The organism is Saccharicrinis fermentans DSM 9555 = JCM 21142, from assembly GCF_000517085.1.
Classification (GTDB): domain Bacteria; phylum Bacteroidota; class Bacteroidia; order Bacteroidales; family Marinilabiliaceae; genus Saccharicrinis; species Saccharicrinis fermentans.
Genome location: NZ_KI912107.1, coordinates 5,879,131 through 5,902,325 on the forward strand (window position 1 = coordinate 5,879,131; position 23,195 = coordinate 5,902,325).

The following is a 23,195-nucleotide window of genomic DNA, read 5'->3' on the forward strand; positions in this document are numbered from 1 at the left end:
CTTTGGAATACTTAATTGTATTGGTTATATTATTAAGGCAAGACAAGTACATATTTTTAAGGACAAAAAAAGTATCTAAAAAACTATAGCAGATGATAAGCGTGTCTGTTGTAGTGTTTCTTGTTTAAATTTTACTTAGTGTATCATGTACAATTAGAGTGTAAAATCATTAATTAAAACAGTTTTTATGAAAACAAATCTGCGACTCTTTACTGTTATTGTGATGTTTTTTATTACCCAAGTAATAGTGGGTCAAAACAGAACAATAACTGGTACAGTAACGGATGATACAAATGAACCTTTGCCAGGTGTATCTATCCGTATGGAAGGAACTACTACCGGTACTATTACTGATGTAGATGGTAACTTTAGTTTGGCTGTTCCTCAGGGAAATGTTACGCTGCAATTTTCTTTTATTGGTTTTACCGACCAAAGCGTTGATGTTACTATGCTAACACAGGTAAATATTCAATTAAAACCTGAGGTGTCAGATATAGATGAAGTGGTAGTGGTGGGTTATGGAACGATGAAAAAGAGCGACCTTTCTGGTGCCTCCGTATCATTAAATGCGGATAAATTAAAATCAGCCGGTTTAGCTAATCTCGACCAGGCATTAACCGGACGGGCTGCAGGGGTGTCTGCTGTTTCTACATCGGGTCAGCCGGGAGGGGCTGTGAGTATTCGTGTACGTGGGCAGAGTACAATAAATGCTGGTGCTGATCCGCTGTATGTGATAGATGGTGTACCTATGCAAAATACAAAAACAGGGGGGCATGACCTGGGATTGGCCGATGCCTTAGGTAATTCTCCTACATCGGGCGTTTCACCTCTCTCCAAAATTAACCCAAGCGATATTGTGTCTATGGAGATTTTGAAGGATGCTTCTGCAACGGCTATTTACGGTTCGCAGGGGGCAAACGGTGTTATTATTATTACCACCAAAAGAGGAAAAAAAGGCGATGCCAAATTCGAATATAACGGTTCCTATGGCGTTCAGCATCAGGATACACGGGTTGATGTGATGAATCTGAAGGAATTTGCGGCTTATAGTCAGGCGGTTGCCGAGGAATCTTTTAGAAATGACGAACGTGCGGAATTTGAAGATGTTTCACTGCTAGGACATGGAACCGATTGGCAGGATGCGATTTTTCAATTGGCATCCATTCAACAGCATCAGATGAGTGCATCCGGCGGTGGTGATAAATTGAAATATTATGTGTCAGGGGGATATTTGAACCAGGAGGGAACAATTGTTGGAACTGAGTTTGAGCGTTTTTCGATGAGAACCAATTTGGATGCTCAGTTAAAAGATTGGTTGAAAATAGGGGTGAATATCAATTTCTCGCAAACAGATGAACATCTAGGTTTGGCCGATTCTGAATCGGGAATTATCAGAATTGCTTTGCAAACAACTCCGGATATGCCAATCTATAATATGGACGGGTCTTATGCAACCATCTTTAGAGAAGGACAAACCAGTCAACCTAATGCAATAGGTATTGCCATGGATGATGAAAATTTGCTGAAACGAAATTCTTTTGGAAGTACCCTGTTCTTTGATGCTACCATAATGAAGGATCTAGTGTTACATACCGAAGGTACGCTGAATATGGATTTTTCAAATGCCAGTGTATTTAGACCTAAAGTCGTTTATGGAAACTGGGAAAGACCAATCAACTCCATGCGGGCACAGAAAAATAAAAATACGTATTGGCAAATAAAGAATTACCTTACGTATGCACGAAGTTTTGGAAAACATAGTGGTACATTAATGATAGGTCAGGATACTTGGGAAAATGAATATGATTACCAAAGTGTGTATAATACCAACTTGCCCAGTAATGATATACACAACCCATCACTGGGTGACGGCATTCCACAAATCACGTATGGTTTTGGTAGTTCTTCTAATGTGTCCTTTTTTGGACGACTTAGTTATAACTACGACAATCGTTATATGATGACCTATACACATCGTAGAGATGCTTCATCGAATTTTGGACCAGAGAACAGATGGGCCGGTTTTAATTCTTTTGCAGGGTCGTGGAGAATTAGCAATGAACCATTTATGGAGTGGGCTGAATCTGCTGTTGATAATGCAAAGCTTCGTGTAGGCTGGGGACAAGTAGGAAACCAGAATATAGATGGTTATTTATGGGGTGCTAGTATTACAAAAATGGAAACGGGCCTGGGAGCAGGATACCGCCAAAGCAATATTGCCAACCCTTATATTCAATGGGAAAAGCAGGAGCAACTTAATGTTGGTCTGGATTTGTCGCTGTATAAAACAGTTGATCTGGTTGTTGAATTATATGATAAAACATCCAAAGACATGCTTATGGAACTCCAATTGCCATCTTATATGGGAACCCGGGGAAATGAATCCAGTAAGCTGAATGCCCCATGGGGAAATTATGGGGAAATCAATAACAAAGGTGTGGAGGTCTCAGTCACTACACACAATGTAAAAAATGCGTTTTCATGGGATACCGATTTTCAAATTTCCTTTAACAAAAATAAATTAGTTGCATTGGATGGAACTCCATCTGCGCATATTGAAGGGTATGGACAATGGAGTGATGTGGTTTCTTTATCCGAAGTGGGAGATCCCTTGTTTAATTTCTATGGGTATGTGACGGATGGTATATATCAAAATATTGATGATATTCAGAATAGTCCAAGGACAAATGCATATCCGTCAGATGGAGTGTCATTTGATGCTGCTTCAACGGTTTATCCAGGAGATATGAAGTATAAAGATATTAGTGGGCCAGACGGTAAACCGGATGGTATCATTGATTCATATGACCGTACTAAAATAGGATCTCCAATGCCGGATTTTACTTTTGGCTTTAATAATGTCTTTTCATATAGAAATTTCGATTTAAGTATATTTATTAATGGTTCGTATGGTAATGATGTAATGAATTATACAGCCATAAACCTGTCTAATATGAAAAGTATATGGAATAACCAATTAGCACTGGTGAACAAAAGAGCCATATTAGAGGAAGTGGATGGTGTTGTTCGCGTTTCTAATCCAAGCACTCATATTCCTCGGGCAACAGGTACTGATCCCAATGACAATGATAGAATATCCGATAGGTATATCGAAGATGGGTCTTTTATACGAATCAAGAATATTACCCTAGGATATACCTTTTCAAAACAGCTGCTAAAACATATTTACCTCAGTAATGCTAGGGTGTATGCGAGTATAGAGAATCTGGTCACCTTTACCGATTATAGTGGCTTCGATCCAGAGGTGGGAGCTAGTACTCAAAGTCCTAATGTCTTTGGTTTAGATAATGGCCGTTATCCTTCGCCTCAGGTGTTTACTTTTGGTTTAAATGTTTCATTCTAAAATATATAGTGATGAAAATATATAATATAAAGACTTTTATAATTGCCATTTTAATAATGGGCATAGGCGTGTCTTGTGACGATTTTTTAGATCGTGCCGCAGAAGATACTTATACAATTGATAGCTTCTATCAAGATGATGATCAGTTGTTTCAAGCGGTTAATACCATTTATAATTCCCCATGGTACGACTTTCAACGCGGTTTTATGAAAATAGGGGATGTGTTGGCTGGTAATATTGTGTTTGATGTAGGGGATGGGTATACAAATTTTACTTTGAATAATTCTGATGTGGATATTGCTAATGCTTCTGCTTCTTTATGGTCTGTGAACGCTTATTGTAATGGCGTTATACAAAACGTTGATACAAAATCAGGTTCGGAAGTAACTCAATATGCTAAAAATACAGTTAAAGGCGAAGCAATGGTTTGGAAAGCAATGAGCTACTTTTATTTGGTTCGCTGTTTTGGTGCTGTACCAATTATACATGATAATGCCGAAATAATTTCCAGTAACTCTTCTACTACCCTAAAAAGAAATAAAATTCAGGATGTTTATAAGTATATTACTTTGATATTAAAGGATGCCATAGAGCTGTTGCCCGAAAGTAATGATGCGGGAAGGATAGATAGATATAGTGCTTGTGGCTTGTTGGCAAAAGTATACCTAACTAAAGCAGGATACGGACAAAATAACACCCGCAATGAGGATGACCTGGCTGAAGCGGCTAAATATGCAAAGTTAGTTATTGACCAAAGTGGTAGATCTTTACACCCGGCATACGAGGAGCTGTTTCAATTAAAGGGTAATTTTAATACTGAGAGTCTGATCGCATGGCATTGGACCGTTGGAGCACAATGGACAAGCCAAAATTCCTTGCAGTCAGATTTGTCAATGGCGAATTTTTCGGATGCTGTGCAGTCGTGGGGTGGATATGTGTATCCTACCATCGATTTACAAAATGAATTTGATGAAGATGCCACTAGCCTTACCCGAAAATACAGAGATACCCGTCGCAAAGCAACCATGATGATGGTGGGTGATACTTATGATTATTGGTGGACTGAGATGGGGGGATTTATCTATAATTGGGATAGCTCAGAAGAAGGTATGTATAAAGGATCATTGAGCTTTGTTAGTGGCACTGGAGCTAATTGTGCCAAGCATATTGTGGGCCGATTGGCTGATGCAAAGGCGCAGGGGTATAGTGACCTGGATCGTATGCATACCCCCTTAAGTACGCATCTGCTTCGCTTGGCTGACGTTTACCTGATATATGCTGAAGCTGTCCTGGGGAATGATGCGTCATCAACAGATGCGGCTGCTCTGAGTGCACTAAATGCTGTTAGAGCGAGAGCGCTTCAGGGTAATCATGTGGATGCAACCGAATTTACCTTTGATGATATAGATAAGGAAAGACGCCTGGAGTTAGCTTTCGAGGGTGACCGATGGTACGATCTGGTTCGTTTACATTATTATAAACCAGAAAAGGCTAAGCAAATGATTGCTGCTCAAAATAGGGGTTCCTGGGATGGGCTTGATGATTTGTATACAAATGATAACGATGCGAACCTGAATCTAAGAGAGTTGTTTGTAACACCTTCTGATGTTGATTTTGTAATTCCATTTCCTGAAGTCGACTTGTCGTTGAATCCGGGATTAATGGATGATCCAGTTGACTTTGACTTTGGTTCTATTGGCTATAATTAGCATTACACAAAGATGGATATGAGGTGGTCGTGGAAGAGTGTTTATGTTGTTGAAATGTAGGGTGGTGAGTGCATTTTTTTTGACCATTACAGATAACCTTAATAAGTAAATTATAAATTCATGAAAACTATCAGAAACTTAAATATATGTGGAACACATATCTTGCTGTTGATCTTTGCGATGGCATTTATGTTCCAATCATGTGAGGAATATCCTCATGAGTATGAAGTGGCAGGCGGTGTACCTAAGATAGATTACATTAGGATAACCACGCCAGAAAAATCCGATTCTTTAATAATAAGTGCTTCTCTAAATAGTACGATAACTATTATTGGAGAGAACTTAAGAAGTATTACCGAGATGTGGTTTAATGATAAAAAAGCCTATTTGAATACGAGTTTTATCACTTCAAATGCACTGATTGTTAATATTCCTAACGAGATTCCGGGTGTTGTGTCAGATAAAATATACATGGTGGCTGGTAAAGATACGCTCACCTATGATTTTAATGTGGTTGTTCCCCCTCCAGCTCCCAAGTCGATGCTTTGCGAATTTGTGGAAGATGGGGATGAGGCGGTTATTTATGGAAATTATTTTATTGATGACATGAATGTGCCTTTGCAGGTAATCTTTCCTGGAGAAGTGGAAGGAGAAGTGATTAGTGTAAGTGATGATTTTGATGAAATAATTGTTAAAGTGCCTGTAGGGGCAGCTGTCGGTCAAATTACCGTAAAAAGTATTTACGGATCTACGCGTTCTTCTTTCTTTTTTCGTGATGATAGAAACTACATCCTCGATTGGGACAATCTGGATGCAGCAGGAGGCTGGCGATCCGGTGTGATTGCAAGTACAGAACCGACTGGTATTAGTGGAAATTATGTTCGTTTTCATGGTGATATGACGGGCGCTGTTGGTGAAACATGGAACGAAGATGCTCATAGCTTTAATCTTTGGAATGCTTCTAATGGGAGAAGTGATGAACCTTTTTATGAGGGTGATCTGAGTGCAGCAGTACTTAAATTTGAATGTTATGTGGTGGAAGAATGGAAGGCGAGTGCATTGCAAATGATATTTACACCTTATAGCGTTAGTGCTACAAATAGCTATATCGCAGATGGAATGACCCCTCGTGGATTGTGGATACCTTGGGCTTCGTCAGGTAGCTACCGAACCGAAGGGTGGACTACTGTAACCATCCCCATGTCTGAATTCCATTATTATCATGACGGTACCGATGCTGGTTCAGCAATAACGAATGATATGTTAGGAGGTCTTACTTTCTTTGTTTGGAATGGAGGAGTGGAAGGTGAAGATTGTAGCGTTCATATGTGTATCGATAATATACGTATTGTACCTATGTAATTCTTAGATGCATGATCATTTAAAATTAAATATAGATACATGGAATGAGTCGTGGTAATTGTTTTACATACAGTAGGATAGTTGGTTTAGGTGAGTTTCATGTGATCTTAATAATAAATTATAAACTCATGAAAAAGTTAAAGATATTATTGCTTCTGTCGTTGTTTGGTTTTTTAAGCTTATCAACGTTTTTTGCTTCATGTAGCGATGATGAAGATAAGGGTGCAGATGAAGTGACATTATATAGCTATGGACCTATGCCCATAGCAAGAGGTGCTGAACTTAGATTTATTGGTGACAATCTGGATAAGGTGAGTAGTATAGTACTTCCTCCTGATTTGCAGGTTATAAGTACTGAATTTACGGAACATACTGAAAAAAGTATAAAACTTACTGTGCCTCAGGATGCCGTAGAGGGGTATGTAAATTTGTTGGCTGGAGAAGTGACTGTTACTACAAAAACTAAAATTGGCTTTTCAGAACCCATAGATATAGATGGCTCTTTTACTCCTAAAATCATTAAACCCGGGGGGGTGTTGACCATTGAAGGTGATTATTTGAATTTAGTTGGAGAGGTGATTTTTACAGACCGTATAGCTGTTGATAGTGCTGATTTTATGACGATATCGCGTAAGCAAATTACCTTAATGGTCCCTCCTCAAGCACAAACAGGAAAAATAGCGGTGTCAAATGGGGCCGATGATCCTATCGTAATTTACTCAGAGGATGAGCTAACTGTTACGGTACCCACATTAACAGAACTGTCGCCAAATCCGATTGTCGCAGGTGCTGACTTGCGTATTAAGGGAACAGACTTGGATTTAGTGACAAGTATAGGTTTGGGTGGAGATGTGCAGGTGACAGACTTTACCTTGGAAGAAGATGGTACAGCCATCGGGTTGACTGTACCGATGAATACCCAAGATGGCAACGTTTCGTTGAACCTGGCTTCGAGAATTATTGTGACATCAGCTGAAGAATTGGTGATGGTGGTGCCTACAGTTTCAGTGACACCTACAACCATAAAAAATGGTGCTGTACTCACGGTGACGGGAGAAGATCTTGGTTTAATTAGTGAGGTTGTTTTTGCGGGGGGAGCCAATGGAACCATACAAGAGGGGAGAACCGCAACAGAAATGAAGGTTATAGTGCCTGATGCTGCAATCAGCGGTGAGGTGATTTTTAATACAACAGCTGCTAAAACGGTTTCTGGTGGCGATTTAGTACTGATGGAACCTAGTATTGTGAATATGGCTCCGATATCTGCTAAACCGAATGTGGATGTGGTAATTACCGGGATGGATTTGGATTTAGTTAGTAAAATTAGGTTTGCGGGTAATATGGAAGGGGCCATTGTTTCTCAATCGGAGACGGAAATTGTGGTAACAATACCTGTGGGTTCAGTGACAGGTGTCATCACTTTGATAACCGTGAATGGAACAGAAATCATTTCTTCTGCGAGTTTGGAGGTCCTACAAAATCTACCCACATTTACTTCTTATGGTGAGGCTAAAGGAGTTCCGGGAGAAATATTAACGATTAATGGAATGAACCTGAGTTTGGTGAAAAAAATAATCTTTCCGGGTGGTATAGCAGCTACTGCTTATGGCGAAAAATCAGATAGTCGCATAGAAGTATATGTTCCGGAAGAGGTACCTGTGGGTGTCGGTCGATTGACCATGCTGACCTATGAAGGAGAAGAGGGCTTTTTTCCGGAGATATTTTTGGGTTCTACTGAGCCAGTTGTCGATCCAGACTATGTTTTCTTTGATTTTAACGGATCAGAAAAAGGTAGCTGGTGGGGTAATGCAATGGGCAGTGATGTGTCAAGTGATGCACCAATGGCTGATGGTACACCTTATTGGTCTATAAACGGATACAGTACGCCGGATTATGGCTGGGATGGAGGCTTTTTCTGGAGAAATGGAGGTAATAATATTAAAACAGAAGGTTTGTTAGTGGATAGGGATGTTCTGAAGTTTGATATTAATATTCACGAGCCTGTGCTTGATGGTGAACTACGACTGAACATCAGAGGTGATGATTATGACGCAAATGCTATTTATAAGCCATGGGAAGAGGATCCTTCATTTGTGACGGTTGGATGGATCACTGCAACTATACCACTTACTGAGTTCGGAATTACAGATGCTCAATTACAGGGCCTAACAAAAGATTTTGGTGCTGTATTTATTTCAGGAAGCGCTGTGAAGGTTCATATGGACATCGATAATGTAAGATTTGAAAAAAGGTAGGTGTTGCGATGAGTTCGCTTGAGATCGTAGTAAAAGGGCATTGGTGTTTGTTATGTATGGCTTCATGAATGACCATCGTTTATGAAATTGGATTATGATAGATCATTTTAAAAATAAAGTAGCTCCTGATATGAAGAAAGAGCTACGAAGTATATTGAAATATTGGGCTGAAAATACCATTGATTTTGCGAACGAAGGTTTTGTAGGTGAGCTGGATGCATATGGACATAGAAATGTAAAGGCTGATAAAAGTGCAGTGTTGAATACTCGCTTGCTCTATACGTTTTCGGCTGCTTATATCTTTTTTAAAGAATCTGTTTATTTAAAAATAGCAGAAAAGGCTTATGGCTACTTGCTTCGGTACTTCTGGGATTATAAAAACGGAGGATTGTTTTGGTCGGTAGATGCCAAAGGAGTGGTGACCGATAACCATAAGCAGGCTTATGCACAGGGCTTTGGTATATATGGTTTTACAGAATATTATAAAGCAACAGGTTGTAAAGAAAGTCTTGAATGTGCCATTGGATTATTTCAATTGCTGGAATTTAAATTTAAGGATAAAGAATTTGGGGGGTATATGGAAGCCTTGTCAAATGACTGGCTTCCGTTGGAGGATATGCGCTTAAGTAGTAAGGATGCCAATGAACCCAAATCTATGAATACTCACTTGCATATTATAGAACCTTATACGGAGCTTTATAAGGTGTGGCCTCGTAAGCGTTTGAAAAATAGTATAGAAGACTTGTTGTTTATTTTTAAAGATAAGATCGTGGATGGTAATACATTTCATTTTAACTTGTTTTTTGAACGGGACTGGTCGGTAAAATCCAATATCGTGTCCTATGGTCACGATATTGAAGGCGCATGGTTGTTGAATGAAGCCGCTCAGGTAATTCAGGATCAAGAAATGATGGTTCAGGTGAGGGAGCTGTCCTTGAAAATAGCGAATGCTACAATGTTGGATGGTTTAGATGAGGACGGTAGTGTTTTTTATGAGATGCAGGGTAATTGTTTAGATAAGGATAAACATTGGTGGCCACAAGCCGAAGCATTGGTTGGATTTTTGGACGCTTACCAAAATTTTAGTGATGAAAAGTATCTGAAAGCTGTCGAAAAAGTATGGGTGTTTATCCTTTATTATATGAGAGATAAGGAGTATGGCGAATGGTTTTGGAAAGTGGATGAGGAGGGGGTGCCAGATAGATTACTGCCTAAAGTGGGATTTTGGAAGTGCCCGTATCATAACGCAAGAGCCCTTATGGAAGCCATTAGACGCATTAGTATGATATGAAGATGTATCGCGAACAACAGGTTATATATCTTAGGTATTTAATTGTTTCTGTATAATATAGAAAGATAAAAACGAAATTTTTATTAAACCCGGATGATGTATTAGAACTTTGTTATAGATCTTCTAATGCATTTGTCGGGTTAAAATGAGCTGCAATAGGTTTTAAGTAGTAATGTTATTTTTTGAAGGTTTAATGTGAAATTAGAATTTTTATGAAATATATTTTTTGTATAACAATGGCCGTTATGCTGGCTTGTTGTTCGGCATGTGAAAAGTCCGATAAGACAGAAAAGGCGGCACCGGAATTTAAATCAAGCATGCCGGCGGATGGAGCTCAGGATGTTTATCTGGATACGGATGTTAAAGTGGTATTTGATGAGGTTGTGACATTGGCTCCAGATCATGGAATAACCATTAATAATTCAGCAGCCAATGTTGAAGTGTCATTTACTACATTGGTTTTTACAGTCGATTTACAAAGTAATACCACTTATCAAATTATCATTCCTCAAGGTAGTGTTGTGAATACTTTTGGAGTGCCATTATCCACTGATATAAAGATTTCGTTTGCAACCAAAGAAATAAATGTTTCTAATAGCGAAGATATGGAATTTGTGGCCGATATGGGAGTGGGTTGGAATTTAGGTAATACTTTGGATACGAAACATAAGGATAAAACTAACTGGGGTAATCCAGCAGTAACCAAAGCGCTCATAGATGCTGTAAGAGCCAAGGGATTTAAAACATTAAGGCTGCCGGTTACCTGGCAGTATAATATGGGGAGTTCGCCTGATTACGTAATTGAGCCTGATTTTTTAAACAGAGTAGAAGAGGTAGTAAACTATGGTTTAGATAATGATATGTACGTGATTGTGAATATTCACCATGATGAAGATTGGATTATTCCAACGTATGAGCGGCTGGATAATGTTAAAGAGCAGCTTGTAAGAGTCTGGACGCAAATTGCAGCGCATTTTAAGACCTATGACGACAAACTTATCTTTGAAACATTGAATGAACCGCGCCTTATCGGTTCTAATCAAGAGTGGACCGGGGGAACAGCAGAAGGGAGAGACTGTGTGAATCAGCTGCATCGTGTGGCAGTGGAAGCCATAAGGGCTACGGGAGATAATAATGCCAGTAGGTATATAATGATATCGCCCTATGCTGCATCTTCGAGTCAAGTGGCAATTGAGAGCTTTCAGTTACCCACTTCAACAAGGCTTATTGTTTCTGTGCATAGTTATTTTCCATATACCTTTGCTTTGGCTGAGGATAATTATGTTACAAGTTGGGGTACTGAGGCAGAACAACAAGCCCTAGATGCAGAACTGAATCGTTTGGTGGATCAATTTATTGACCAGGGAATTCCAGTGGTTATGGGTGAGTGGGGAAGTTTAAATCACGGCAATTTAGAGGATAGAACAAGACATGCGGCTTATTATAGCACAGCTTGTTTGAGCAGAGGTATTCCTTCTATTTGGTGGGATAATGGAAATTTAAGTGAGTTTGGACTGATAGATAGAACTACTTATCAATGGGCTTATATCGACATAGCAAATGCTATTGTAGAACATTAATAATGTATTAAAACATCTACTAAAGATTAAAATGGTAATGTAAGATCTTGAGATAGGAACATCATAGAATATCTTTTTTTGTTATAAAGTTATTAATCATTAATACGAAGGTTAGTGAATCTTACAGAATGACGGAATAACGTATTAAATGAGTAGTTTTAGATAATAGATGCATTTGCTTAAAATTATGAGTCACTGTAGTTTTGTAATGAAACCTTTATAGAAAATTTTATTTCAAGTTTGAATTATTCAGCTTCTTCAACTGTTGGCAGGTTAGAAAAAATATATGTTCAGAAGTGGATTCATTTTGGTTTTTTACAGTCTATTCAGTCATGGTCAGAGTATAGAAGGACGGGTATCCTAAGTTGACTTTTGAAGAGGACTCCAAGTCGGGTTATGAATTGCCCCCGTCAAGCTTATTATACCCGGATGATGAAAAATCTTATAATTCGAATAATTATAGTGCAGTTAAAGACCAGGATACCAGAGATACAAATATCTTTTGGGATGTGGAATAAGTTTTATTTTTATTAATTATTGTTTATGTAAGAGACCCTTCGAAGTGTTGGGTCTCTTTGTTCTGTATGAAAATGAGAAAGATTATTTTATTATTATGGATTGTATCATTTCAACTATTTGTTGTTGCTCAGGGCAAAACAAATAACAATGTTGGAAGGGTAGTGTATGAGAAGTTTATTAATGGAGCTGTTCAAAGCCATGAAGACAGATTTATTCTGGAGTTTGCTAATGATATTGCCAAGTGTTGGATAGATAATACCAATAGCGATTTGTTGCCAGAGGTGCCATTGAAATTTAATTATTTGGATTATGAAAATGAAAAATTGTATCAGCAAGCTATATTTCAGGGAAAGGATACTTGCTACAAAGAAAGTGACTTTGTAAATTTGGATGAGTATAAACCAGAAGGTAAATTGGTGAAGATATTAGGTTATGAATGCCAAAAATATGTAGGTTCTTCATTTTCAAATAGAATAGAAATATGGGTCGCTAAAGAGGTTGGTATAAAAGGAACCCCTTTCCTGGGAACTCCGCATAAAGAAGGACTGGTTCTTAAATATATTAGAAATGGGAATTATGGTTGGGAAGCAAGGGATGTGAAGATAAAGAAGTCCAAAAAAATGATAAACCCAGAGCCAATGAATTTGGGCGTTAAAGTAAATGCGCAAGACTTTGATAAGCGCCTGCGCAATGCTTTAGTAAAGGATGTTTCTTTGTTTTCAAATCAGGTGATTAATTGGGGAGATAAAATAGAAAATGCCCATGAAGAGTACTTAGATACTGTTTATCGGTTTGCCGGGGGTACAGTGCTTGCTAAAAAAGTGAAATTGCCCAAAGTACCTTTGGGAACTCCGGTTTTTGCAGAGCTTATAGAAAAATCAAATGGTGATGCCTATGATCGTACAGGGTCTGTTTTCGTAATACCCGTGAATAAAGAAAAGAGCTTTTTAGATGGCTTGAGGAATGGTGTTGATTACTTGCCTGAATATATGAGTGGTGAAGGTAAAAAGTATCATGGGGTAGTTGTTAATGATGAATTTGAGCCTTTGATTGAATTGATGCGTTTTTTTACTCCCTTTGGGGTGAATTACTTTAATGAGAAACGTGATGTGGGAATCAAATGGGCAGACTCTGCTGTGTATAAAATGGATGTAAGCCATTTATTACCTGTATTACAAGATGAATGTTGGATAGGAATGTATATAGGTAACTACGCCAAGGGAGGTCATTGTGTAAACTTAAATCTTAAGTATTACCTTGATGAAAAAAAGAATAATGCCCAAAAAAAATACTGGATTCAACCCGTGTTTAATACGGTAAATGTGATGGAAATGGTTGGGCAAAAATATGGAACTATGTTTCGGAATGATACTTTAACCGTAGATTTTGAAGTGCCCAAAGGTGTGAAAAATATTCAATTTCAGTATATAACTACGGGGCATGGTGGTTGGAAACAGGGGGATGAATTTGTTCCTAAAGAAAATAAAGTATTTCTTGATGGAAAGTCCTTTTTTAACTTTACACCTTGGAGAGTAGATTGTGGAACTTATCGTAGGCTTAATCCTGCATCAGGAAATTTTAAAAATGGAATGTCATCGTCTGATTATAGTAGATCTGGTTGGTGTCCTGGAACTGTTGCGAACCCATTTTTTATGCATTTAAATGGTTTATCTCCAGGGAAACATCGCATACAAGTTTATATCCCTCTGGGAGAACCAGAAGGAAATATGTTTAGTGCATGGAATATATCAGGTGTCTTTGTAGGTGAGATGGAGGAATAGTATAGCCTTAGAAAAATAAATTTAGACATGTGAAACGAGCCATGTGTTTTTTTTTACACTCAGAAGTGTGATTAATTCTGGCGAGTTTCATATGACCATTGAAAGAAATATATAATCATATGAAAGTATTTTTATTTGCAGTTGCTACCCTTTTTATAACATCATGTCATTTTACATCATCTAAATTAAAGATGATCGATGTAAGTAATGAAATTATTTCTCCTCAAAAATATATTGTATGTAAAGCTGAAGGTTCAATAAAAATTGATGGTCTAGCAGATGATGAAGCATGGAAGAATGTACCGTTTACTAATTCTTTTATCGATATAGAAGGTGTGAAAACACCTAAATTTGATACCAAAGTAAAAATGCTTTGGGATGAACAGTATTTTTATGTTTATTCTACGATGCAGGAACCACATATTTGGGGTGATCTGTATCAGCGTGATACTGTTATTTTTTATAATAATGATTTTGAGGTGTTTATAGATCCATCAATGGATACATATCATTATGGTGAGATTGAAATAAATGCGTTAAATACAGTGTGGGATTTGAAACTGGATAAACCATACAGAGTGGGAGGTAATGCGGACAATAGCTGGAATCTGAATGAGCTGGTATCAGCGGTGAAGATTTACGGAACTTTAAATAATCCCAATGATATTGATAGTTGCTGGAATGTTGAAATGGCAATCCCCATTGATAAATTGATGAAATTAAAAGATAGCAATGAGGATCATCCTAAAGAAGGTGAACAATGGAAAGTAAATTTTTCACGTGTGGAGTGGGATTTTGATGTCGTTCATGGATGTTATGACCGTAAAAAAAATAAGGGCAAATACCTCCCGGAGTATAATTGGGTTTGGAGTAATCAAGGTGTGATAAATATGCATGAACCTGAAAAATGGGGTGTTGTTCAGTTTACAGATAGTACAATGCCTAATGATAGTTTTTTTATGAAAGATGCAGATTTTTTGTATAAACAAGTGGCCTACGCCTTATTTAGAAAGACGCAATTTGGAGACTTAAAAGGTTTGTTAGCCAAGTCTTCTGGATATACTGAAGATTTTATAATTAAAACAGGTGTTTTAAATGTTTCTGCAAATTATGTCAAGAAAGAAGGGGATTTTTATTTCACCATTTCTTCTCCATCAAATACTTATGTGATCAGTAGTAACGGATATTTAAATATTAATTAATTTTTATGAAAGCCGCAATTTTTGCTATTTTATTGGCACTTTTAATTAGTTGTAATGCTGTCAAAGACGCTGAGAAAAAGATATTTGATGTTGATCCTATTGAAATGAAAAATCCAGAACTGAGCACCGAGTGGCGCCAATATCGTTTAAATGCTGTTACTCGTTTAGTGAATGAGTTAGTAGTGATAGCACATGAAAGTGGCAATAAGTTAAGCGCAGCTGTGTTTCCTTTTCCTGAGATGTCACGTCAGATGGTGCGTCAGGCATGGAATGATTGGAATTTAGATGCTGCTTATCCAATGCTTTATCAGAATTTTTACCGACAGAATATCAATTGGATAGGCTTTGCTTCGGAACAGGCTGTTAATGATGTGGATTTTCCTATAGTTGCCGGCTTATTTGAACCTGCCTTTAACAATGCAAAAGCGTTTGAACAAGGTATTCGCCTGGCTAAAGAAAAAGGAGCAAGTGGAGTGTCTGTATTTACAGCTGACGGCTTGAGTATTGAGATGCAACAGGTTATTAAGAAACTTAGCAAGGAGCTTTAGACTCATTGATGAATAAATGACTGCTCTTTTGGTTTTGGATGACAGAGCCAAAGGAGCAGGTTGTTTTTAGTGTTTGGAGGCAATTATAATCGATTAATGATGTTTTACTTTGCTGGGCGGGTATCCAAACATCATTTTAAATTGTTTTGAGAAATACTTGGCATCGGTATATCCTATTTTAAAAGCTGCGTCGGCAACGGTGTATCCTTTTTGTAATAGTTCTAATGCAATCTTAAGTTTTACTTGCCGTATGTATTCCAAAGGACTAAGACCGGTGAGGCCTTTTACTTTGTTATAAAACACGGTTCTACTAACAAAAAAGTGCTCTGCTACGCCCTCAACACCTAAGTCCTTTGAATAATTTGTTTCGATGTATTTCATTAAGTCTTGCATAAACTTTTCGTCTTTGGTATTAACTTTTAACGTTTTAGGGTCTATGGTTTTGTTGTCTCGGAACTTAGAGATCACTAGTTTACGTTGTTTTATAAGACTATGTATAACTGCTTTCAGGTAGCTGGAATTTAGTGGTTTGGTGATGTATGCTTCTGCTCCTGTTTCAAATCCCGAAATTTTGTCCCTTGTATCACATTTGGCAGTCATCATAATGATGGGTATATGGCAAGTGCTAAAATTCTCCTTTAATTTTTTAGTCATCTCAATGCCATCTAACTCAGGCATCATAATGTCTGTAATGATTACATCCGGATTATGAACTTCTGCCAGTTGAAGTCCTTGAATACCGTTACCGGCGACAAAACAATTGTAGTTATATGATAACTTATCTTTGATATAGCTAGCAATGGATGTATTATCTTCCACAATAAGTATTGTATCTATATTTTTATCAATAGGTTTTTGTTCCAGATGTTGAGGATTCATGATTAGTTCCTCATCATGATTTGCTACAGGGCTTATATTTGTGTTTTCTATGGCAGAAACGTTTGCTTTTTCCAAAATTACCTGCTTGTTTAATGGCAGTGATAAGCAAAAGGTACTACCCTTGCCTACTTCTGATTTTAGCTCGATATTGCCTCCATGGAGTTTAGCCAATTCAAATGCCAAAGAAAGTCCAATGCCACTGCTCATATTGCTGTTATTGTTAAGAATAACATAACGACTAAAGATATCTGCTATATGATCGTTGGGTATACCCGGACCTTCATCAATTACTTGTATTTTTGCTGTATCTGCTTCTGTATCTGTAAAAATGGTAATGCTTACTTGTTTGCCACGTGGGGTGTATTTTAAGGCATTGGAAATGAGATTGTATAAAATGCTGTCTATCTGAATGATATCTGCCCATATGTTTATTCTTTCATGATATGGGTTGATTTTAAATCGAATACCATTGTGTTTAGCCAGTGGAATAAAGCTAGTGTAGATATCCTGTGCAAATTCGTTTAAATCAATTTCCTGAACCTTCAGGGTCATCTTATTGTTTTGAATTCGTCTAAAATCAAGGAGTTGGTTCACCAACTGTAGCATTCTTTTGGTATTTTTACGCATGAGTATGAGCTGCTTTTGAATATGCTCACCAATAGTGTTTTCTTCTAAAATATCTTCTAATGGCCCTAATATTAGTGTTAAAGGGGTGCGTATTTCATGGGAGATGTTGGTGAAGAAACGAAGTTTTAGCTCATTTATTTTTTTCTCAAGTAGTAAATCATTTCTGTATTTTTGAACTCTTAATACAATGGAGCGAACTATCATTAGCAGCATTATTAATATGATGGCATAAATGCTGTATGCCCAAAAGCTTTTCCACCAGGGAGGTAATATTTCAATAGTAAGTGTTTTATAGTGGGTGGTCCACTGTCCGTTTCTATTTGTGTTTTTTACCATGAATGTATACATTCCATGGGGTAGATTGGTATATGTAGCCTTTGTTTGATTGCCTACATAGTTCCAATCGTGTTCGAATCCCTTAAGAATAAAGGCGTATTGCGTTTTTTCCGGATCCAGAAAGTCCAAGGCTCTGTATTGGATACTGAAACTGGATTGCTTATGTGATAGCTGGATTTCTTTTGTAAAGGTAATGCTTTTGTTAAGTGGCGATTTGCTTTTCCCTATCACAACATCTTTATTGAATAATTGAAAGTTAGTAAATTCTATGTTGCATTGTATATTGGGTATGTCAATCATATTGGGATGCAGTAACTCTATTCCATGTGTGCCACCAAATAATAATGCGCCATCCTTTAGTTTGCAACTTGTGTTTTCTGAGAAACTATTAAAGGACAGACCGTTTTTGGTATTGAAAATCTCAATGCTATGTTTTTCATTATCATATCTATTGAGCCCATATTCTGTACTGAACCAAATTTTATGGTTTAGGTCTTCTAAGATGCCAAAAACGGCATTGTTTGACAATCCATTGCCTTTGCTTGTTAGGGTTGAAAAAATAGGTGAATCGCATAGGGGTAACTGGATTGTGCTGACACCACCTCCAGAGGTGCCAAACCATAACCGTTTTTTGGAGTCTTCATATATTTCAATGATGTCATTGTAGTTAAGAGAATTATCTGAGTTGATATCCTTAAAGAAACTCCTGAACTTTATGTTGTGGTTGCTAAGGCTGTCCATTGGTAGTACGTTTAGCCCAAATGATGTAGCTACCCAAATATTAGAGTCGGTATCAACTTCTATATCACGTACCAGGTTATTGGATAGGGTACTGTTATTCGAATTATAGTTTTCAAATTCTAGTGAATTGATCGTGTGTGCATTGGTAATGCTTATGCCATTTCCAAAAGTACCTATCCAAATATTGTGGAGAGGGTCTTGTTTGATGCTGTATATGTTATTGTTACACAATGAATAAGGATTTTTGGCTGCGTGCTGGTAATTGATGAACCGAAGGTGCGTATAGTCAGTTGTTTTTGGGGGTAAGGGACTTGTACTTACGAATAAACCGTGGCCTTTACTTCCGATCCAAACATAATGGTTGTTGTCGAAAAAAATGGTGTAAATATTGGTGTTTGTAAAGCCTGGGGCTATAGGCTTATTGGCGTCGTATCGAATAACTTCTTGTAAATCTTCATCAATAACATATAATTCGCCGCTTTTGGTTCCTGTCCATATGCAACCGTTGGGGTCTTGGGTGATGGATCTTACTAAATTGTCTGTGATCTGTTGAATATTTTTCTTTAATAGTATATGATGGAAGGCAGGATTCTTTTTTATGACTTTTTCTAGGCCTCCCTTATATTGGCCGGTGCCTACCCACATTAGTCCAGTTTTGTCTTCTGTAATGCAGTGGACAATGTCCGAGGCTATAGAATGATCATTGGAAAGCTCGTTGGAATGGTTAATAAAGGTGTTGTTTTTTCTGTCGTAGAAAGAAAGCGCCCCACCATGTAAGCCTATCCAAAGATTAGAATCTCTATCTTCATAAAAAACATGACGTTCTAGGTCGGTAATGGCTTTGTGTTTTGCTATTTGATAGGTTTCGGATGTGTCTTTGGTTATATCATACCTGGTTAATCCATATTTGTCGGTGGTAATCCATGCGTTATTATAGTAGTCAAAATATATATTATCCACATTATATCCATGAATATCAATGTTTTTCCATTTGTGGTTGGATGGATGTACCATGGTTAGACCATGGTTTTTAGATGCGATAAAAATATCTTGGGAAGGAGATTTAAATAGTTTTAAAATATGGTTGCTTTGGATAAAGGAGCTATTACTATTACTGAGTATACGGTATGAAGAAGTGTTCTTATTATAGACGACAATGCCGTATTTTTCGGTGGAGAACCATATCTCTTGGTTTGTTTCAACTGCAGAATGAAAGGAATAATGAATGAAAAGGTGTTGGAAATTAAAGGTGTTTTTTCTAAAATCTTTATGTGGTAACAAGTTTATACCATGTTGTGTGCCCACCCAAATATTTGAGTCCTTATCGGCTAAAATAAACCGAACATTATTATTTGTGATGGTGTACCGTCCTTTGTCGCTAATACGAAAGCGTTCGTATGCGTCATCAGAAGGCTGATGCTTTAAATAATAGATCCCTCTTCCTGAAGTACCTACCCAAACCTCGTTAGTAGAGTATTGTAAGAAAAACGAGGATTGTTTTACCTTATTAAAATCAGGATCGTTGTAGTCAGGAAAACTGGTAAATACTTCCCGTCGTGGATTAAAAGAATGGAAGTAGTGATCGTAGGTTTCTAACCAGATATAATCTAAGCTATCTTGCCACAATTTAATGATGCGATTGTTCGTGAAGTTGTTTTTGCCTTCAGATTGTTGATTGTATATTTTAAAGTTAAATCCATCGTACCTGTTTAAACCATTCCGCGTACCAATCCACAAGAATCCTTTCTTGTCACACAAAATACTTGAAACGGAGCTTTGTGATAGTCCATCTTTGGTATCAAAATGTTCAAATCTGTAAATATCTTGTGCATTACTTATCAAAGATATTATAAGAATAGTATATAATAAAAACTGTTTTTTAATATTTCTCATATCCGTTGCTTAAACCCGAAAAATGTATTAGAAAATACAATACGTATTGTATTTACTATCCATCAAGTAGCCGGCTAACTTGTTTCGTATGGTTATAATTTGTCTCTCAGTTGCCATGTGGAACTCGCCAGAATTAATGATCTCTTTATGTGCAAATCCTTTCCCCTGGCTCGTTTCAATCCACCTTAGCGGTGCGATACCTCAATTCAACAAGTGATTGATTGATTGTGCTTTTACTTTTCGTGACGAAGTTCTCATACTTCATTCGGATTAAAACAAATATAACAATTTAATGGCATTTTTAATAGTTGATGAATCGTATTGTGGCATGTGTTTATTTTGTTAACATGCTTATTATTAATGAATAGACTAAATGTCTACCTTAATATTGGACGATTTGTCTACTATATTTAGGTGAAATATATCCCTTGTAGGGTTATGGATTTTATAATTTTAAAAATGTTATTTCAATGATAAAAATACGAGAGCAAAAAGTATATCCATAAGAAACCATAAAATATAACACAGAATAATTATTAAATGATGAATTATATAATCTACATATCGTGCTTGGTATTTATGTTAGGATGCCAACAACCTAATTCAAAAAAAACAGATGCGCATCGTATGGCTGAAGAAAAATGGTCCGTAAGGATGGCGGATGCCGTGATGTGTGAATATGATAGTTTGGTTTATTATTTAAATCCGCGTAAAGTGAAGTGGGAGTATGACTACGCATTTCTTGGGGGAGCTATTGATAAATTGGGTAATATAGATGAAAAGTACTCTCATTATATGGAAGCGTACATAGATTATTTTGTAAGGGATGATGGTTCTATTGCTACATATAAGCAGCAGATTTACAATATAGACAGGATCAATCCCGGCAAGAACTTGATAACTCTTTATAAAAGGACTGGTAAAGAAAAGTATAAAAAGGCCATTGAGCAGTTGGTGAAGCAAATGGAAGAACAGCCTAAAACAAAAAGTGGGGGCTACTGGCATAAAAAGGTATATCCTTATCAAATGTGGTTAGATGGAATATATATGGCATCTCCTTTTTTAGCTCAATATGCCAAGGAATTTAATAAGCCTGCATGGTTTGATAAGGTTACTTTTCAAATTCAACTGATATATGCTAAAACAAAAGATGAATCATCGGGATTGCTTTATCATGCCTGGGATGAGAGCAGAGAACAGAAATGGAGTAATCCTGATACCGGTTGCTCACCGCACTTTTGGAGTAGAGCCATGGGGTGGTATGTCATGGCAATTGTGGATGTGTTGGATTTTTTGCCTGAGAACCATGAGGATAGAGCTAAGCTCGTGCGTATTCTTCAAGAAACATGTGATGCCATTGTTAAGGTGAGGGATGGAGAAACGGGTCTTTGGTACCAGGTCTTAGATCAGGCGAATAGAGAAGGTAATTATCTCGAAGGCTCCGGATCAGCAATGTTTACTTATGTTTTTGCCAAAGGAGCCAATAAAGGGTATCTGAAACCTGCGTTTTTAGCACTTGCGAATGAATCATTTAATGGTATGGTGGAGCATCTAATAGCTAATACTCCTCAGGGTACCATCGAAATGAGAGATATATGTGGGGGATGTGGATTGGGCGGAGATCCATATCGTGATGGTTCGTTTGAATATTATATCACCGAAAAAAAAGTTATCAATGATACAAAAGGTGTAGCGCCATTTATTCTGGCTGCCATTGAGTTAGATAGATAGTGGTCGTTACTGTTAAATGATAAAAAAATGAAGTATTTTTTAATGTTCATCTTTGGGATGCTATGGTTGATGCCTCCTGCTACTTGTTGTAAGAATAAAGAAGTACTTGCCTTTCCCGGAGCGGAAGGAGCAGGTAAATTAACAACAGGTGGCAGAGGGGGTATCGTTTATAGGGTTACTAACTTAAATGATGATGGGCCGGGTAGTTTGCGTGATGGTATACAGAAAAAAGAGCCCCGTATTATTGTTTTTGCGGTCAATGGTTATATTGATTTGAAATCAAGGTTAGATATTAACTATGGTGATGTTACCATTGCCGGGCAATCGGCCCCTGGCGAAGGAATATGTTTGCGAGGATTTGGATTGCGTATTAATGCTGATAATGTGATCATCCGGTATGTAAGAATACGTCCTGGCGATGCTGCTCATACCGAATTAGATGCACTGACAGGTATGAGACATAAGAATATAATCGTGGATCATTGTAGTTTGAGCTGGGCTACCGATGAGGTTTGTTCGTTATATGATAATGAGAACATGAGCGTGCAATGGTGCATTATCAGTGAAAGTTTAAATCAAAGTTACCATTCAAAAGGAAAACATGGTTATGGCGGAATATGGGGAGGTATGAAAGCTACTTTTCATCATAACCTGTTGGCCCATCACACCAGTAGAAATCCGCGTTTACAGGGAGCCAGAAGACTGTCTTCTCCACAAACAGAACATGTAGAAATTGTTAATAATGTGATATATAACTGGCAGTCAAAGTGCATGTATGCGGGAGAGCAAGGAAGGTATATTATTTCGGCCAATTACTTTAAACCCGGGCCGGCAACAAAAGCATCGGCCAAATACAGGTTATTGGAGCCTTATGCCCCATATGCCTTTTTTCAATTTAGCAAAAATATACTGGAGGGAAACAATGAAGTAAGTAAAGATAATCTGAAAGGTATACAGCTCGAGAAAGATACAATATCAATGTATTTTAAGAAATCGATAAAGAGTGCTTCTGATTATCAAATAGAGTCAGCTTATCATGCCTTTGAAAGGGTGTTGAAATATGCAGGAGCCAGTAAAGTACGGGATAAAATAGACAAAAGAGTTATTGCTGAAGTTAGGAATGGAACAGCCAATGGAACATCCCATGGAATTATTGATAAGCCTCAAGATGCTGGTGGCTGGGGTGTAATGGAAGCGCTTGATTCACCAGAAGATACCGATCAGGACGGAATACCAAACTCGTGGGAAATAAAGAATAATCTGAATCCAAAGGATAAATCTGATGCATCGGTTTATATGCTGGATAAAGAATATACAAATATAGAAATCTACTTAAACAGTCTGGTTAGCAAGTGAAATGCACAGTATGCCATTCTT

The 23,195-nt window shown here is 37.5% G+C and carries 13 protein-coding genes; 12 read left to right on the forward strand and 1 reads right to left on the reverse strand.

The window, feature by feature from the left end:
• Window positions 1–187 precede the first annotated feature (187 nt).
• The 10 genes from CYTFE_RS0123860 (at window position 188) to CYTFE_RS28030 (ending at window position 15,611) form a co-directional block, all read left to right on the forward strand.
• Window positions 188–3,364 (forward strand): SusC/RagA family TonB-linked outer membrane protein, encoded by a 3,177-nt coding sequence (locus tag CYTFE_RS0123860; protein WP_044213280.1) that lies wholly within the window; start codon window positions 188–190, stop codon window positions 3,362–3,364.
• Window positions 3,365–3,375: 11 nt separating this feature from the next.
• Window positions 3,376–5,073, forward strand: a complete 1,698-nt coding sequence (locus CYTFE_RS0123865) for a RagB/SusD family nutrient uptake outer membrane protein (protein WP_027473879.1) — start codon at window positions 3,376–3,378, stop codon at window positions 5,071–5,073.
• Between the two features lie 120 nt (window positions 5,074–5,193).
• On the forward strand, window positions 5,194–6,435 hold the full coding sequence (locus tag CYTFE_RS0123870) for a glycan-binding surface protein (RefSeq protein ID WP_027473880.1): 1,242 nt from the start codon (window positions 5,194–5,196) through the stop codon (window positions 6,433–6,435).
• Between the two features lie 128 nt (window positions 6,436–6,563).
• A complete protein-coding gene (locus CYTFE_RS28015) occupies window positions 6,564–8,690 on the forward strand; it encodes a glycan-binding surface protein (RefSeq protein WP_152541774.1) in 2,127 nt (708 codons plus the stop codon).
• Between the two features lie 94 nt (window positions 8,691–8,784).
• The gene (locus CYTFE_RS0123880) at window positions 8,785–9,981 is read left to right on the forward strand and encodes an AGE family epimerase/isomerase (protein WP_052343411.1); all 1,197 of its coding nucleotides are present in this window, start codon (window positions 8,785–8,787) and stop codon (window positions 9,979–9,981) included.
• Between the two features lie 212 nt (window positions 9,982–10,193).
• Window positions 10,194–11,561: a cellulase family glycosylhydrolase gene (locus CYTFE_RS28020; RefSeq protein WP_052343412.1), complete on the forward strand. Its 1,368-nt coding sequence runs from the start codon at window positions 10,194–10,196 to the stop codon at window positions 11,559–11,561.
• 231 nt (window positions 11,562–11,792) lie between these two features.
• Window positions 11,793–11,930, forward strand: a complete 138-nt coding sequence (locus tag CYTFE_RS32100) for a SusD/RagB family nutrient-binding outer membrane lipoprotein (protein ID WP_407689953.1) — start codon at window positions 11,793–11,795, stop codon at window positions 11,928–11,930.
• Between the two features lie 221 nt (window positions 11,931–12,151).
• The gene (locus CYTFE_RS0123895) at window positions 12,152–13,861 is read left to right on the forward strand and encodes a PNGase F N-terminal domain-containing protein (protein ID WP_027473882.1); all 1,710 of its coding nucleotides are present in this window, start codon (window positions 12,152–12,154) and stop codon (window positions 13,859–13,861) included.
• Window positions 13,862–13,980: 119 nt separating this feature from the next.
• Window positions 13,981–15,063, forward strand: coding sequence for a carbohydrate-binding family 9-like protein (locus CYTFE_RS28025; protein ID WP_052343413.1), 1,083 nt, complete (start codon window positions 13,981–13,983; stop codon window positions 15,061–15,063).
• 5 nt (window positions 15,064–15,068) lie between these two features.
• Window positions 15,069–15,611 (forward strand): hypothetical protein, encoded by a 543-nt coding sequence (locus CYTFE_RS28030; protein ID WP_052343414.1) that lies wholly within the window; start codon window positions 15,069–15,071, stop codon window positions 15,609–15,611.
• A gap of 93 nt (window positions 15,612–15,704) precedes the next feature.
• Here CYTFE_RS28030 and CYTFE_RS0123910 read toward each other — a convergent pair whose 3' ends face one another.
• Window positions 15,705–20,087, reverse strand: coding sequence for a hybrid sensor histidine kinase/response regulator transcription factor (locus tag CYTFE_RS0123910; RefSeq protein ID WP_027473883.1), 4,383 nt, complete (start codon window positions 20,085–20,087; stop codon window positions 15,705–15,707).
• 540 nt (window positions 20,088–20,627) lie between these two features.
• Here CYTFE_RS0123910 and CYTFE_RS0123915 point away from each other — a divergent pair.
• A complete protein-coding gene (locus tag CYTFE_RS0123915) occupies window positions 20,628–21,818 on the forward strand; it encodes a glycoside hydrolase family 88/105 protein (protein WP_235208194.1) in 1,191 nt (396 codons plus the stop codon).
• Window positions 21,819–21,845: 27 nt separating this feature from the next.
• Window positions 21,846–23,174 (forward strand): pectate lyase family protein, encoded by a 1,329-nt coding sequence (locus CYTFE_RS0123920; RefSeq protein ID WP_027473885.1) that lies wholly within the window; start codon window positions 21,846–21,848, stop codon window positions 23,172–23,174.
• The last annotated feature ends 21 nt before the right edge of the window (window positions 23,175–23,195 follow it).